At 63.6% G+C, this 14601-nt stretch carries 14 protein-coding genes, 1 tRNA gene, 1 other RNA gene, 1 pseudogene and 1 riboswitch; of the genes and pseudogenes, 8 read left to right on the top strand and 9 right to left on the bottom strand.

Annotated elements, in window-relative coordinates; all coding sequences use genetic code 11:
* Window positions 1-33: 33 nt before the first annotated feature.
* From V1279_RS00745 to V1279_RS00730, 4 genes are all read right to left on the bottom strand, one after another.
* Window positions 34-594 carry a hypothetical protein gene (locus V1279_RS00745; protein ID WP_334431581.1) on the bottom strand — a complete coding sequence of 187 codons (561 nt, stop codon included), beginning with the start codon at window positions 592-594 and terminating at the stop codon, window positions 34-36.
* A gap of 120 nt (window positions 595-714) precedes the next feature.
* Window positions 715-1070: a transfer-messenger RNA gene (gene ssrA / locus V1279_RS00740) on the bottom strand.
* A 47-nt stretch (window positions 1071-1117) separates the two neighbouring features.
* The gene (locus V1279_RS00735) at window positions 1118-1483 is read right to left on the bottom strand and encodes a hypothetical protein (RefSeq protein ID WP_334431579.1); all 366 of its coding nucleotides are present in this window, start codon (window positions 1481-1483) and stop codon (window positions 1118-1120) included.
* Window positions 1484-1864: 381 nt separating this feature from the next.
* A tRNA-Gly gene (locus tag V1279_RS00730) sits at window positions 1865-1938 on the bottom strand.
* 144 nt (window positions 1939-2082) lie between these two features.
* On the opposite strand from V1279_RS00730, the gene V1279_RS00725 reads away from it, so the two are divergent.
* The 6 genes and pseudogenes from V1279_RS00725 (at window position 2083) to V1279_RS00700 (ending at window position 5540) form a co-directional block, all read left to right on the top strand.
* Window positions 2083-2661, top strand: coding sequence for a methylated-DNA--[protein]-cysteine S-methyltransferase (locus V1279_RS00725; protein ID WP_334431577.1), 579 nt, complete (start codon window positions 2083-2085; stop codon window positions 2659-2661).
* 9 nt (window positions 2662-2670) lie between these two features.
* A pseudogene (locus V1279_RS00720) lies at window positions 2671-3512 on the top strand (helix-turn-helix transcriptional regulator).
* A gap of 52 nt (window positions 3513-3564) precedes the next feature.
* Window positions 3565-3924, top strand: a complete 360-nt coding sequence (locus V1279_RS00715; protein WP_334431575.1) for a VOC family protein — start codon at window positions 3565-3567, stop codon at window positions 3922-3924.
* Window positions 3925-4063: 139 nt separating this feature from the next.
* Window positions 4064-4465: an SRPBCC family protein gene (locus tag V1279_RS00710; RefSeq protein WP_334431573.1), complete on the top strand. Its 402-nt coding sequence runs from the start codon at window positions 4064-4066 to the stop codon at window positions 4463-4465.
* Window positions 4462-4992, top strand: coding sequence for a hypothetical protein (locus tag V1279_RS00705; RefSeq protein WP_334431571.1), 531 nt, complete (start codon window positions 4462-4464; stop codon window positions 4990-4992). The genes V1279_RS00710 and V1279_RS00705 overlap by 4 nt, the downstream gene beginning before the upstream one ends.
* 98 nt (window positions 4993-5090) lie before the next feature.
* Window positions 5091-5540: a hypothetical protein gene (locus tag V1279_RS00700; protein WP_334431569.1), complete on the top strand. Its 450-nt coding sequence runs from the start codon at window positions 5091-5093 to the stop codon at window positions 5538-5540.
* Window positions 5541-5636: 96 nt separating this feature from the next.
* Here V1279_RS00700 and V1279_RS00695 read toward each other — a convergent pair whose 3' ends face one another.
* Window positions 5637-7079 carry an MATE family efflux transporter gene (locus V1279_RS00695; protein ID WP_334431567.1) on the bottom strand — a complete coding sequence of 481 codons (1443 nt, stop codon included), beginning with the start codon at window positions 7077-7079 and terminating at the stop codon, window positions 5637-5639.
* Between the two features lie 208 nt (window positions 7080-7287).
* On the opposite strand from V1279_RS00695, the gene V1279_RS00690 reads away from it, so the two are divergent.
* Window positions 7288-8634, top strand: a complete 1347-nt coding sequence (locus V1279_RS00690; RefSeq protein ID WP_334431565.1) for a PQQ-dependent sugar dehydrogenase — start codon at window positions 7288-7290, stop codon at window positions 8632-8634.
* 146 nt (window positions 8635-8780) lie between these two features.
* Here V1279_RS00690 and V1279_RS00685 read toward each other — a convergent pair whose 3' ends face one another.
* Window positions 8781-9887, bottom strand: coding sequence for a 2'-deoxycytidine 5'-triphosphate deaminase (locus V1279_RS00685; RefSeq protein WP_334431563.1), 1107 nt, complete (start codon window positions 9885-9887; stop codon window positions 8781-8783).
* Between the two features lie 122 nt (window positions 9888-10009).
* A riboswitch (SAM riboswitch) is annotated at window positions 10010-10089 on the top strand.
* A 70-nt stretch (window positions 10090-10159) separates the two neighbouring features.
* Here V1279_RS00685 and V1279_RS00680 point away from each other — a divergent pair.
* Window positions 10160-11353: an O-succinylhomoserine sulfhydrylase gene (locus V1279_RS00680; protein WP_334431561.1), complete on the top strand. Its 1194-nt coding sequence runs from the start codon at window positions 10160-10162 to the stop codon at window positions 11351-11353.
* 86 nt (window positions 11354-11439) lie between these two features.
* On the opposite strand, the gene V1279_RS00675 is transcribed toward V1279_RS00680, so the two are convergent.
* From V1279_RS00675 to V1279_RS00665, 3 genes are read right to left on the bottom strand one after another with little or no spacing between them, the layout of a single operon-like run.
* The gene (locus tag V1279_RS00675; RefSeq protein WP_334431559.1) at window positions 11440-12471 is read right to left on the bottom strand and encodes an SGNH/GDSL hydrolase family protein; all 1032 of its coding nucleotides are present in this window, start codon (window positions 12469-12471) and stop codon (window positions 11440-11442) included.
* Between the two features lie 12 nt (window positions 12472-12483).
* Window positions 12484-13245 (bottom strand): SGNH/GDSL hydrolase family protein, encoded by a 762-nt coding sequence (locus V1279_RS00670; RefSeq protein ID WP_334431557.1) that lies wholly within the window; start codon window positions 13243-13245, stop codon window positions 12484-12486.
* Window positions 13242-14480 (bottom strand): OpgC domain-containing protein, encoded by a 1239-nt coding sequence (locus V1279_RS00665; protein ID WP_334431555.1) that lies wholly within the window; start codon window positions 14478-14480, stop codon window positions 13242-13244. Before V1279_RS00665 ends, V1279_RS00670 begins: the two co-directional genes overlap by 4 nt.
* Window positions 14481-14601: the final 121 nt, after the last annotated feature.

The raw sequence follows: 14601 nt of genomic DNA, 5'->3' as shown, positions 1-14601 counted from the left end.
TAGAACTACGGGGCTGCACGCGGCTCTGGGCCGTCAGGACCGCAGCGCCATCACCAGCCGCACCGCGACTGCCGCCTGCCAGACCGGATAGAGGAACGAGAGCTGGTCGAGGCCGAGCGCATTGTCGAGCGCCAGCAGCGTGCCGATGAGTGTGCCCGTGATCAGCATCGGCCACCATGCGGCAGCCGCACGCGGCCCCGCCGGCAACAGGCCGATCCCCAGCGCCATAACGGCGGTGCCGACAACGCCGCCGGTCAATCCGGCGAGCAGATAGCGCATGACCGTGGCAGCGCCTGCGGTCTGTCCCTCGATAAAGATGGCCGCGTTCACCGCGCAGACAAAAGCCACCATGGTGACGATGGCGGCAAGCCCCGCCGCCCACCACGGATTGGCGCTGAAGCGCCGCACCAGAATGAAGACGAGCGCGGCAAACGGCACCGCGATCAGCGAAATGCGAAGCTGGCCGGGCAAGCCGACGATCATGTCGATCAGCGTCGGCAACAGCGGCGTGAGGATGCCTGAGATGACGCCGCCGGCGGCGACCACGAGCAGGCTGTTGCGGGAGGTGTCAGCGGAAGTGATCGCCTGGGTCAACGCGCACTCCTCTTTTGCGACACGCCTCGTGCCTAGCACGGCAGCGACGGAAACTGAAGGCAACGGGCGAGCAGTGAGCCGGGCCACAAATAAAAGCCGCGCCAACCCGAAGGCTGACGCGGCGATGGCCGTTCTGTTGCCAGGTGGACCAACCCCGAACAGGTTACGCCGCGAGGCGCACTTCGTTCAATGCAACGTTATCGTTTGCATTTAGGTTTTTGACCCGATAACGGCGGTATCATGCCGAGCACAATTCAGAGCTTCTTTGCGACCATCGATCCTGGTTCGCCCCCGCCTTAGCAGCCCTGGGATTCGACCTTTCGGCAGAATCGATCTCACCGAGATGAGACCTTTAAGCTGCTAAGGTGGAGGCGCCGGGTACTGCCCCCGGGTCTGCCCGCAGTCCACTCTAAGGTTCAGCGCCATCGTCTTGCGACGAAGCGACCCTACGCGTGATCGCCGGTGAAAGATAGGCTTCTGTCGCCCATGGTCGACGGGTTGAGCTGGCGACAGGCCTAAAGCGTCACAATCCACCCTTCGGCACGAAGAAGCAGAGCTCCATTCCCGTGTACTTATTGATGAACAGCACGGGCAGATGGTCCGGCGTATCCTCTTCCTTGATGATGTCAGGCGGGACAGTTCTCCAATGTCCATCCTTCAGGTATTGCCACTGGTCTGAGCGATCTTCAGCCACCCTGAAGCGGGTTTTGAATACGTCGCCGTTGTCGCAGCATGACTTCCACGGGACACCGAGTCGCAGCCGTGCGGCAGGGTTCATTTCCTGTCGGTTGAACCATTCGTGGTGCGCCATCGACGGATCGTGAGCGTCAGCACGAAAGGACACCAGGAGAATACCGAACATCGTTAGTACGCGACCGAACGCTTTCATGGCAGCCTCCATTGTGGACTGTCATTAATTCGCGAATCACACGAACTCTCCGGCAATTAAGGAGGCCAGATTCCAAAAAAAATGGGAGCCCATTTTCTGAGCGGCTAGCTTTTTCAGGCAAGACTGTTGCTTTCCTGTTCGTGCGGAACGAAGTCGAGGGTCCTGCCAGTGCAGGGAAGAAGCTCTCGGCGTTCTTCGTCAGCGCATCGGTTGACCGTCGAGCGAGATCTCAACCGTAGAAGCACGGGGGAGGCTGAAATGCGGACTGCACTCATCGTCGCAATCACGCTTACATTTGCGATTGGCGGTTAGCCGAAGGCGTAGTCCGCCATCGCCGCGTTATCGCTGGATTACGCCTGCGGCTAATCCACCCGCATGGGTTGGAGCGGGCGAAGGGAATCGAACCCTCGTATGCAGCTTGGGAAGCTGCCGTTCTACCATTGAACTACGCCCGCGGGTCGCGCCCCATGATTAGCCGACATCGCGCGATCCGCCAAGCTGTTCCGTTGCCCGTCCCGCCTCACTGTTAACTTTCCGAAAATTCCAGATGCGCCCGATCACGTCGGTGCTATGATCCGATCTGGGCTTGGTGGGCGTGTATGACGGGGCGTGGGTACACTATCTTTGACACGGGGATCGGCCGCTGCGGCATAGCGTGGGGCCCGTCGGGCATCATCGGCGTGCAGCTTCCTGAAGTGCGCGAGATCGATACGCGGCGGCGGCTGTTTCAGCTCTATCCGGATGCGCGCGAACTTCGCCCTCCCCCGAATGTCCCGGTCGCGATCGAAGGCATCACAGCTCTGCTGCGCGGGGAGGCGTGCGATTTTGCCGAGGTCGCGCTTGATATGACCGGCATTCCCGCCTTCAGCCAGCGCGTTTACGCCTATGCGCGCGCGATCCCGCGCGGGGAAACCCGGACCTATGCGGAAATAGCCTCGGCCTTACGCGCCTCCGGCGCGGTCTATTCGGTGACGCAGGCGATCGGCCGCAATCCCTTCATGATCATCGTGCCCTGCCACCGCGTGCTCGAGGTAGGCAACTATGCCGACAAGATCTCGCCACACGGCGGAGCGATCTCCAAGCGCCGGCTGCTGTCGATCGAAGGTACCAGCCCGACCGCCAGCAAGACGCTGTTCGATGTGCTGCTGCCGGTTGCACCGCCGCGGGCGCATACTTAAATCTGTGTGATGACCGCGACCACGCTTCTCGAACGCAAATCCATTTCCGTTTCCGACTTTCGCTGCACCGCGGGGCCCGGCGACAAGCCATTTGCGGAGCAGCATAGCCGCTATTCGATCTCCTATGTTCGCAAGGGCAGTTTCGGCCTGCATTGCCGCGGCAAGTTCAGCGAACTGGTGGCAGGATCGGTGCTGATCGGCCATCCCGGCGATGAATATACCTGCACGCACGAGCATGTCTGCGGCGACGAGTGCCTGTCGTTCTTCCTTGCGCGCGCGAACTGGTGGAAGCGATCGGCGACAGCGGAGCCCCGTGGCAGGTCGGCGCCGTGCCACCGCTGCCGGAACTCGTGGTGCTCGGGGAACTGGCGCAGACGGCAGCAGATGGCAGCAGCGACATCGGCCTCGACGAAATCGGTCAGGTGTTGGCGAGCCGTTTTGTCGAAGTGGTTTCCGGCAAGCCGCGCAAATCCGGCCCTGATGCTGCGCGCGACCGCCGCCGTGCGGTGGAGACCGCGCTGTGGATCGATGCAAACTCGCACCACCAGATCAACCTGGAAGATGCCGCTGCCCAAGCCGGCATCAGCCCGTTCCATTTCCTGCGGCTGTTCTCGGAGGTGCTCGGCGTCACCCCGCACCAATATCTGGTGCGCTCGCGGCTGCGCCATGCTGCGCGGCGGCTGGCCGACGACGACAGCCCGGTCACCGATATCGCCTATGACGTCGGCTTCGCAGACCTCTCCAATTTCGTGCGCACGTTTGGCCGAGCCGCCGGCGCCTCGCCGCTGAAGTTCCGCCAGGCCTCGCGGGGCAAGCGCAAGATTTTCCAAGAACGGCTGGCCCTCCACTAGCTAGGCTTTCTCCAGGCCGCGCGACTTCGCGCGCTTATGACTGGAGAAACTCATGTACGACCACATCGGATTACGCGTCGGCAATCTCGACGCCAGCGTGCGCTTCTATACGGCAGCGCTCGCGCCGCTCGGCTTTGTGCTGTGCTCGCGCGACGATTCCGGCGCGGGTTTTGGCCCGAAGGGCGCACCAGCGCTCTGGCTGCATCTGCACAAGGGATCGGCGGGCTCGGCCGCGCATGTCGCGTTCCGCGCCAAGGATCACGCGGCGATCAAGCAATTCCATGCCGAAGGCCTGAAAGCCGGCGGCCGCGACAACGGCGGCGCCGGGCCGCGGGCGGATTACAGCCCGACCTACTTTGCGGCGTTCCTGATCGATCCCGACGGCAACAATGTCGAAGCGGTGTGCACGTGACGCGGCGCTTGCCCACCCACCGTCATTGCGAGCGAAGCGAAGCAATCCATACCGCCGCAACGGAAGCATGGATTGCTTCGTCGCTTCGCTCCTCGCCATGACGACTTCAAACACCCTCTAATAGCAACGGATTAGACCCATGGCCTCCATCCAAAAAGAAATCCTCATCGACGCCTCCCCCGATCACGTCTGGGACGCGCTGCGCGATTTCGGCGCGCTGCATACGCGGCTGGTGCCCGGCTTCGTGACCGACACCAAGCTCGACGGCGACGCGCGCATCGTTACGTTTTCGAACGGCACGGTGGCGCGCGAGATCCTGGTCGATTGCGACGACAAGAAGCGGCGGCTGGTCTACGCCATCGTCAGCGAACGTATCAAGCAGCACAGTGCCTCGGCACAGGTTTTTGCCGAAAGCGATGGCCGCACCCGCTTTGTGTGGATCGCCGACGTGCTGCCCAACGAGATCGCGCCCTACATGAACGCGCAGATGGATCTGGGCCTCCTCGCCATGCAAAAAGCATTGGGACGGAGCGCCGCATGACCTCTGCGTTTCTAGACGCCCTCGGCGCGGACGGCCCCTCGGCCGACCGCGCCGGCAGGATGGATCTCTACGGCCGCTTCGTCGGCTCATGGGATCTCGATGTCAGGCAATTTTCCGAAGATGGCACGGAGCGCCGCCGCGCCGGCGAATGGCATTTTGGCTGGGCGCTGGAGGGGCGCGCGATCCAGGATGTCTGGATCGTGCCGCCCCGCGGCGAACTGCGGCACGGCGATGCCGCGGCCAATTTCAACTCGTACGGCACCACGCTGCGGGTCTACGATCCCGATATCGACGCCTGGCGCATCCAGTGGACCGACCCGGTGACGCGGAATTTCCTGCAGATGATCGGCCGTGCAGAAGGCCGCGACATTGTGCAGTTGGGCACGCGGCCAGACGGCCAACTGGCGCGCTGGAGTTTTGCAGACATCACCGCCGATTCGTTCCTCTGGCGCGGCGAAGTCTCGGCCGACAACGGCGCAACATGGCGTGTCATCACCGAGTTCACCGCCCGCCGCAGGGAAGCGTGATCTTTCTCACAGATAGGCTCCCCGTGCGCTCCTAGCCTCGGCGCGTGCGTCCGAATGGCGCCGCGCCCGCGGCTATCAGCGCATGAGGAGTCCGAACCATGACGGGAGCTGACAAGGTCGTCTGCCACGCAGCCACGCTGCTTTTGCTGTTCACCCTGACCTCGATGCCGGCCAAGGCGCAATTCGCCGGCATCAGTGGCGGAGGCGGCGGCGAAGACATGATGACGCAGATGGCGCCGATGCTGGAAATGATGAAGGCAAAGATGGGCAAGCGCCGCTTCGCCATGATGATGCAGACCATGGGCCCGATGATGAGCCGCATGATGGAAGGCGGCGGCGGAATCCCCGGCGGCTTCGGCAGCGGTTATGTGCCCGAGGGTAACGGCGTGAGCGCCGGCGGCATGAATTTCGGCAGCATCGGCGGCGGAGATTTCATGGGCGTGCTCGGCAGCGGAGGTGGCGGCGAGCTGATGAGCATGGTCCCGCAACTGATGCGCATGGCCAATGTCAGTGGCGACCGTCACGGCCGGCGACGCACGCGGCGGTAGTTCGCGACCTTGTCATTCCGGGGCGATGCATAGCATCGAACCCCGAATCTCGAGATTCCGGGTCTGGTGCTGCGCACCATCCCGGAATGACAGCCGTTACGACAGCGCCGGCCGCACAGCGGGCGCGGGCCGCGGCCTCGGTCCCCATCGGGTCAACATCACGCTGACGCATGACAGCACGCCGAGCAGCACCATAGACGCCGCCGCCAGCTTGAAGAAGTCCAGTGCGGTCGCGTCATGCGTCGACAGCCACCACCCTCCCGCGCCGATAAACAACAACCGTGCGGTCTGCGCCAGCACCGGGCCGATCACCTTGGCTGCGCCCTGCGACGAAAAATAGGACGTCGTGGCAAGTCCGATGAACGCATACATGGGAGCAGCCGTCGACAGATACTGGCGACTGGCGGCGCGCACGCTCGCATCGTCGGTGAAGAGATTGACCCAGATATCGGGGAATACAGCAATGAAGCTCGCGACCGCGCCGACTGAGACGAATGCGACGAGCCCCGCCGTCCAGGCGATCTTGCGGGCCCGCGCGATGCGCTGCGCACCGACCGCCATGCCGACCATCGGCACCGAAGCGATGCCGACGGCGAATGCGATCGAGGTCAGCATGAATTCGAGCCGCGCACCGATGCCGTAGCCGGCGAGGATTTCGGTACCGAAACTCGCCAGCATGTAGGTGAAGATGCTGATGGTCAGCACCGACTGCAGCGGCGAGAAGCAGGCGATGGCGCCGACCTTGAGGATATCGATGAACATCGGCATGCGAATCCGAAGGCCGCGGATTTTTGGAATGACGCGCGCGCGGCCCGAGAACAGATACCAGGACATCACGGAGATGCTGATCAGATAGGCGATCAGCGAGCCCGCCGCGACGCCGCGCATGCCGAATTGCGGGATCGGGCCGAGGCCCAAGCCCAGCGTGCCGCCGAGAATGATCTGGCAAATGGCCGACGAGAGCATCATTAACGACGGCAGCTTCATGTTGCCGGTGCCGCGCAAAATGCCGGACATCGTGTTCATCAGCCACGGCACCACGGCGCCACCGAAGAAGATCTGCGTATAAGCCACCGCCTGCGTCAGCACATTGCCGCGTCCGCCGAGCAGTTCCAGAAGCTTTGGCCCGAAGATCAGCATGCCCAGCATGAATACAAGCCCGAAGCAGAGGCCGATCAGCAGCGCATGCGCGGCCAGGGTCGAGGCGCGGTCGATATCACCGGCGCCGAGCGCGCGCGCAATCGCTGAGGCCACGCCGCCGCCCATGGCGCCGCCCGACATGGTCATGGTCAGGATCACGATCGGAAACACCAGCGCCATCGCCGCCAGCGATTCCACGCCCAGCCGGCCGATATAGGAGGTCTCGGCGATCACGACACAGGTGCCCGCGGTCAGCGCGATCACGTTCGGCCAGGCGAGCCACAGCAGCGTGCGCAGGATCGGGCCGTCCAGCAGCGCGTTCTTCGCCGGCGCTTCTGGCGGCGGAAGCGGGCGTTCCTTCTCGTCGACGGGAATTTCGGCAACGCCGATATCGGACATTTCTGCTCCCGCGCGCGGACTTGGGGCCACGCCGCGCCGCTTCCTAGCACGGCGGGGGGTGATTCCACGTGCGCCCGGCGCAATGGGGGCCTGCGGGATTGCAGGTGGGCCGCCATTTCGGACGGGTTCACGGGGAATTCATGCCGGGTCGAGAACGTTCAGGCGCGCATCGCATTGGTAATGGCAAGATCCCTCTGGGAGCGCTGCCATGCGCAAAAACATCCACCTCGCCCTGTGCGTCGGCGCGCTGGCGCTGCCGCTGGCCGCCTGCAACGACCCCAAGGAAACTGCGACCGACACTGCGACCGTGGCGCAGAGTTATGGTCCTTCGCCCGACCTGCCGCCGCCGGAACATTCCTGGATCCCGACGGTCGCCATCGCTACCGTCAACCGCTGGCCCGATGGCGCCAAGCCGATCGCCGCCAATGGCATGACCGTCGCCGCCTTCGCGACCGGGCTCGATCATCCGCGCACGGTCTATGTGCTGCCGAACGGCGACGTGCTGGTCGCCGAGAGCAACGCCCCGCCGAAGCAGGGCGGCATGAGCATCAAGGGCTTCATATACGGGTTGGCGCAGAGTCGGGCGGGCGCAGGCGTCCCGAGCGCCAACCGCATCACGCTGTTGCGCGACGCCGATGGCGACGGCGTTGCCGAGACAAGAAGCACCTTCATCAGCAACCTGAACTCGCCGTTCGGCATGGTGCTGGTTGGCGAGGATTTCTATGTCGCCAATTCCGATGCGATCATGAAATTCCCCTATTCGACCGGCGACACCAAGATCAACGCTCCCGGCGTCAAGCTTGCGGACCTGCCCGCCGGCACGCTCAATCACCACTGGACCAAGGATCTCACCGCCAGTCCGGACGGCACCAAGCTGTATGCGACCGTCGGCTCCAACAGCAATATCGGCGAGAACGGCATGGACGCCGAGAAGGATCGCGCCGCCGTGCTGGAAGTCGACCGCGCAAGCGGCCAATCGCGCATGTTCGCGTCCGGCTTGCGCAATCCGAACGGCCCGGCATGGAATCCGCAGACCGGCGAACTCTGGGTCGTCGTCAACGAGCGCGACGAACTCGGCAACGATCTTGTCCCCGACTACATGACCTCGGTGAAGGACGGCGCGTTCTACGGCTGGCCGTACAGTTATTTCGGAGATCGTGTCGACACGCGCGTCGAGCCGCGACGGCCGGATATGGTGCAGAAAGCGATGGCGCCGGACTATGCGCTCGGCGCGCATACGGCTTCGCTCGGGCTGGCGTTCAACACCGGCAATCTGTTTCCGCCGGAGATGGAAGGCGGCGCCTTCATCGGCCAGCACGGCTCGTGGAATCGCAAGCCCCGCGCCGGCTACAAGGTGATCTTCGTTCCGTTCAAGGACGGCAAGCCTTCGGGTGCGCCGCAGGACGTGCTGACCGGCTTCCTCAACGACAAGGGCGAGGCGCAGGGCCGCCCCGTCGGCGTGCGGCTCGACAAGCAGGGCGCGCTGCTGGTTGCGGACGACGTCGGCAACACGATCTGGCGCGTGACGCCGGCGGCGAAATCGGCGTCGCGGTAGGCCGACGTTCTCGTGCCCCGGACGCAGCGCAGCACGCAGTGATGCGCTGCAGAGCCGGGGTCCTGCTGAATTGGCGTACCGAGGAAGTTGGGTCCCGGCTCTGCGGAGCAGCGTTACACGCTGCACCGCGTCCGGGACGCAACACGCTACACCCGGAAATGCTTGGAGAGCTTCAGGCCCTGCGCCTGGTAGTTCGAGCCGATGCGCTGGCCGTACATGGCGTCGGGCCGCGACAGCATCTTTTCGTATACCAGGCGGCCGACGATCTGGCCATGCTCGAGGATGAACGGCACCTCGCGCGAGCGCACTTCGAGCACGGCGCGCGAGCCCTGCCCGCCGGCACCGGCGTAGCCGAAGCCGGGATCGAAGAATCCCGCATAGTGGACGCGGAATTCGCCGACCAGCGGATCGAACGGCACCATTTCCGCGGCGTAGTCCGGCGGGATCTGCACGGCCTCCTTCGAGGCCAGGATGTAGAATTCACCGGGATCGAGGATGAGGCTGCCGTCAGGACGTGCCGGGATCGGCTCCCAGAATTCATCGACCGCATAGCCGCCGCGTCGATCGATATCGACCACGCCGGTGTGGCGCTTGGCGCGGTAGCCGACGAAGCCTGAGGTATTCTCGCCGGAGAGATCGACGGACAGCGCCACGCCGTTGGCCAAATCCGCATCGTCGATATCGACCAGCCGCTCGGCGCCGTGCAGCGCGTCGAGTTCGTCGGCGTTGAGGACGGCATCTCCGGCGCGGAAGCGCACCTGTGAGAGCCGGGAGCCCTCGCGCAGCAACACCGGAAACGTCTTCGGGCTGATCTCGGCATAGAGCGGGCCGTGATAGCCGGCGCCGATCATGTCGAAGCGGCGGGTGCCGTCGGCAATCACGCGGGTGAAGACGTCGAGCCGCCCGGTGGAGCTCTTCGGATTGGCGGCCGCCACGATCTGCCGCGGCAGCGCGAGGCTTTCCAGCAGCGGCACGATGTAGACGCAGTTGGTCTCCAGCACCGCGCCGTCCGAAAGGTCGATCTCGTGCAGCTTCAACTCGTCGATGCGCTCGGCGACGGTGGCGCCCGGGCCGGGCAGAAAGCTCGCGCGCACCCGGTAGGCGATGTCGCCCAGCCGCAAATCGAGGCTCGCCGGCTGGATCTGGCTTTCGACAAAGGGATAGGCCGGCAGGATCAGCCCCGCATCCGCCATCGCCGCGATCATGCGGTCGGGCAGAATTCCGTTGGCGTCGGGCGGAAGCGTGAACGGCACGGCGCGGTCCTCTGAGGTGGCCCTTTCGGATGCCCAACTGTCATCCAGACCTCATAGATATGGGCTTTCACGGGTTATCCGAAGGCCGGCTTGACTGAAAGGGCGCAAGCGAATATCAGCATGACTTATCCCGTGGTGATTTGAGCCGGCCGGCTTGCAGCCACGTTAAATAAGTCGCTAAACAGGCCGGGGACACGTGTGATCCCGGCCTGTGGAAATTTTTCCAGGCCGGTTTTTTGTGACCATTTTCCGGTGGTCACGACGGAGGTCACATGTCTGAGACTAAGGCTACCACCCGCTATCGTCCCGAAACCAGGCTGGTGCATTCCGGCGCCCTGCGTTCGCAGTTCGGAGAGACCTCCGAAGCGCTGTTCCTGACGCAAGGGTTCATCTACGACAGCGCCGAGCAATGCGAGGCGCGGTTCAAGGGCGAAGATCCGGGCTTTCTCTACTCGCGCTTCTCCAATCCCAACATCTCGATGTTCGAGCGGCGCATGATCGAGCTCGAAGGCGCCGAAGCGGCACGCGCGACCGCGACCGGCATGGCGGCGGTGACCACCGCCATCCTCGCGCCGCTGAAAGCCGGCGACCACGTGGTGGCGGCGAAGGCGATGTTCGGCTCCTGCCGCTACGTGGTGGAAGATTTGCTGCCGCGTTACGGCATCCAGTCCACCCTCGTCGACGGCCTCGACCTCGACCAGTGGAAGCGCGCGATGCAGCCCAACACCAGGACCTGCTTCCTGGAGAGCCCGACCAATCCGACGCTCGACGTGCTGGACATTCAGGCGATTGCCGAGATCGCGCACAAGGGCGGCGCGCGGCTGATCGTGGACAATGTGTTCGCAACCCCGATCTGGCAGAGCCCGCTGTCGCTCGGCGCCGACGTCGTGATCTATTCGGCCACCAAGCACATCGACGGCCAGGGCCGCTGCCTCGGCGGCATCATCCTGTCCTCGGAAGCGTTCATCGCCGAGCACATCCATAATTTCATGCGCCAGACCGGCCCTTCGATGTCGCCGTTCAATGCCTGGGTGCTGCTGAAGGGGCTGGAGACGCTGGCGGTGCGCGTACGCGCGCAGACCGAGACGGCGGCCAAGGTGGCGGACGCGCTCGCCAAGCATCCTAAGATCTCGCGGCTGATCTATCCCGGGCGATCAGATCATCCGCAGGCCGCGCTGGTGAAGAAGCAGATGCGCGCCGGCTCGACTTTGATCGGCTTCGAAGTGAAGGGCGGCAAGGCCGGCGCCTTCCGCTGCCTCAACGCGCTGCAGATCTCGCGCATCTCCAACAATCTCGGCGACGCCAAGAGCCTCGTCACCCATCCCGCCACCACGACGCATCAACGCCTGACGCCGGAGGCGCGCGCCGAACTCGGCATCAGCGAAGGTTTCATTCGCTTCTCGGCCGGGCTCGAGCATGCCGATGATCTGATCGAGGACTTTGAGGCCGCGCTGGAGATGGCGTGAAGTAGCTGCACAATCAGCCACACAACAGGTGTCTTCCCTGCGAACGCATGCGAACGCAGGGACGACGGCGTAGATTGCACCTCGACTCACATCGGCCTATAAGCCCGCACGTCCGACGGCACGCTGACGCCGAGCTTGATCTGGCCGACCGACTTGATGATGTCGTCGCCGAGCAGTTGCGCGAAGCAGGCGTAGCCCCAGTCGCTCATGTGCAAGCCGTCGGCGATCACGAAATTCTCGATCGGGATCGCCTGCTTTTCGTGCCAGTCTTTCATCACGGCGAAGCGCGGGAAGATGCCGACCTTGCGAAGCTCGGCGGTCTTGTTCAGCAGCTTCATCATCTTGCCGGCGCTTTCGGCGTGCTCGTTGACCCGCGGCGAATATTGCGGATCGATCAGCACAATGTCGGCGCCAACGGCCTGAATGCGCGTGATCCCTTCCTCGACGAGTTTTGCCGTCTCACCCGGATCGAGGTTGCGCAGCACGGCGTTGGTGCCGACCTGCCAGATCACCAGGTCCGGACGCATGTCGATGACGGAGGTCTGCAGCCGCTTCATCATTTCCGGCGCGTCCTCGCCACCCTTGCCGGCATTGACGACGGAGATGTCGGCCGTCGGATATTGCCGGCGCAATTGCGCGGCGAGCCGGTTGGGATAGTTGAACTCCGGCGAGGTCGCGCCAAAACCGGCGGTCGAAGACGATCCGAACGCGACGATCACCACCGGCTGACCCGCGACGAGCTTGTTCGCGACGCGCGGCAGCGATCCCATCGATTTGGAAGCACCCTTTGGCGGCAAGCACGGAACACGGCTGAAGATGTCGCCGGCTGACTTCGCGACCTCCTTCACCTTGTCGATCGCCTTGCCGGTGATGCCCTTCTGCGCGGCCGGATTGGTGGCAGCCATCGGCGCGGCCTGCGGCGGGACGCTTTCAGCCGAGGGCTTGTTTTCAGCCGTGTTTTCAGTTTTGGCGCTATCGGACAGCGCCGCCCGCTGGCCGGTCTGTTGCGGGGCCGTCTGGGCGTGCAGCGGCAGCACCGAGGCAGGCGTCAACAGCGCCAGCCCCGCGGCGGAGACAGTCAGCCATATCGACAAACGAAAAGGGCAGTGAAAACTCATTAACGCTGGTCCCTAATTCTGCTGCGCCTGGTCGAGGCGGGCCGCATCGAGCACAAATTTCGACAGCGCGCGGCCGAGGCAGCCATGAACCCGCTTGGCCATGTCGGTGCCGTGAAAAGTACTGAACAGGTCAAAATCTCCGGCGTCGTTCCAGTGACGCATGATAGCAAACCGATCGAACAGCGGAACGTTGTGCTGCTGCGCCACCACGCGCATGTTATCCAGGTAGGGCGGCGCAGAAATCATCGTTTCGGTGCGCGGGCTGTATTGCAGATTGACCAGAACCACATCGGCTCCTGCATTTTGCAGCGCAACAAGTCCCTCGTCGATCGCACCGCGAAAATCGTCGGGATCGACGGATCGCATAGCATCGACGGTCCCCGTCTGCCAGATGACCAAAGTAGGCCTTTTTGCTTCCACCAGCTTAACGAGGTTGGCGTCCACCTCCTCGGCCGTCTTCCCGGTCTGGAGTTCTACGGTGAGGTTGACCGGGATCGAGGGCAGCTTCTCCTTCAGGGCCGCCTGCAGCTTGGCCGGATAGGCGCTGGCTTCGGAGGAAAGGATGGTCGATGAGCGGCTGCCCACCACCAGGACGGTCAGCGGCCGGGCGTTCTTGACGGCCTCGGCCACCTTCGGAAGCGTGCTCTCGGTGGAGAGGAGATGGCTTGGGACTTGGCAGGCCTGAGGGGCGGCATCCTGGGCGCGAGCAAAACCACCGGCTGCAAGGCCGGCAAACAGGGTCAGGACCAGCACAGCTCCGGAACCGGGCCTCATGCGCCTCCTCCCGCCATGTCGGCGTTGCCACCAGCGATCTTCGTTTTCGACGCTCCTTTGTCGGCCGAATGCTTGTACCACGAAATCACCCACGCCACGCCCCACATGATGAGGATTCCGGCAAGGCTGACCAGGGCGTGCGTAAGAGCACCCCCGGAAACTTCGGCCAGCACGAAGTGCCCGGCGAAGGCCAGGAAGATGCCGAGACAGAATATCTCAAGCGAATGCTGGCCGCACAGGATCAATGGTCGCAGCCAGGGCGATTTGAGCCCTGACCAATCCTTGCGCAGAAAGCGCACGGTGAGCGCCGCCAGCGCGAGGAAATGGGCAAAGCGCAGCACGTCCAGATCCGTCTTGGTGATCGGATACATCCACTGTTCGAGCTGCTTCGGCATCAGGAAGCTAAGCTGCGGAATGTGCCAGGTCAGCGTGACGAAGAACGCGGCCGCGAGATAGGCAACGCAAATCCACATCGTCACCGGCGACGACAGGATGCGCGACATGCGCGCCGCCCCGCCCAGCGCACACCAGGCACCGAACACGAACAGCAACTGCCAGCAGAACGGGTTGAAGATCCAGAAGCCGCTCGGATAGGCCGTCAGATACCAGTCGAAGTGCCAGGTCAGTGCGTACAGCAGCACCGACAGCCCCAGCGCGATGTCGGCCCGCCACTTCATCAGCCACAGGATAACAGGCAGAAACAGCATCAGCACGATGTAGAGCGGCAGCACGTCCATGTTGACGGGCCGGAATCTCAGGAGCAGCGCCTGCACGATGGTGACGTCAGGCTGCTTGAGAAAATCCATGATGCCCATTTCTTCGCTATAGAGCGGATTCTCGAAACGGGTCGCGACGTAGGATATTTCCGCAAGGAAGATCGTGAACAGGAACACATGCGCGACGTAGATCTGCCAGACCCGGCGCATGATACGCGCGGTGGCCACCACGAAGCCGGCCTCCAGCATCGCGCGGCCGTAGACGAACGCGGCGGTGTATCCGGAGATGAAGATGAAGATCTCGGTGGCGTCGGAAAATCCGTAGTTTCGGATCGTGAACCAGGTCAGGATGTTGGTCGGCAGATGGTCGATGAAGATCAGCCATAGCGCCATCCCGCGAAACAGGTCGAGCCGCAGTTCGCGCTCGCCAGCCACCGGCAGCGTGACCGCCGGCGCGGCAGACACCGCCTTGGCATCGCTGCGACGCGTTCCGGTAACTGGATCGGCAATGGACGACATCTGGCACCGTTAGTTGAGCTTTTACGCGTGCACGGACCGGGAAAGATAATATCGGCCCGCAACTTGCGCACAAGATACGCAAACAGATACGGGGCCGGACGGCGCGCGGGTGCGCTCTAGA

This window comes from Bradyrhizobium sp. AZCC 1610 (assembly GCF_036924515.1).
In the GTDB taxonomy this organism is placed as follows: Bacteria; Pseudomonadota; Alphaproteobacteria; order Rhizobiales; family Xanthobacteraceae; genus Bradyrhizobium.
The sequence above is the reverse complement of the archived record's forward strand: the minus strand, read 5'-3'. Positions and strand labels throughout refer to the sequence as shown.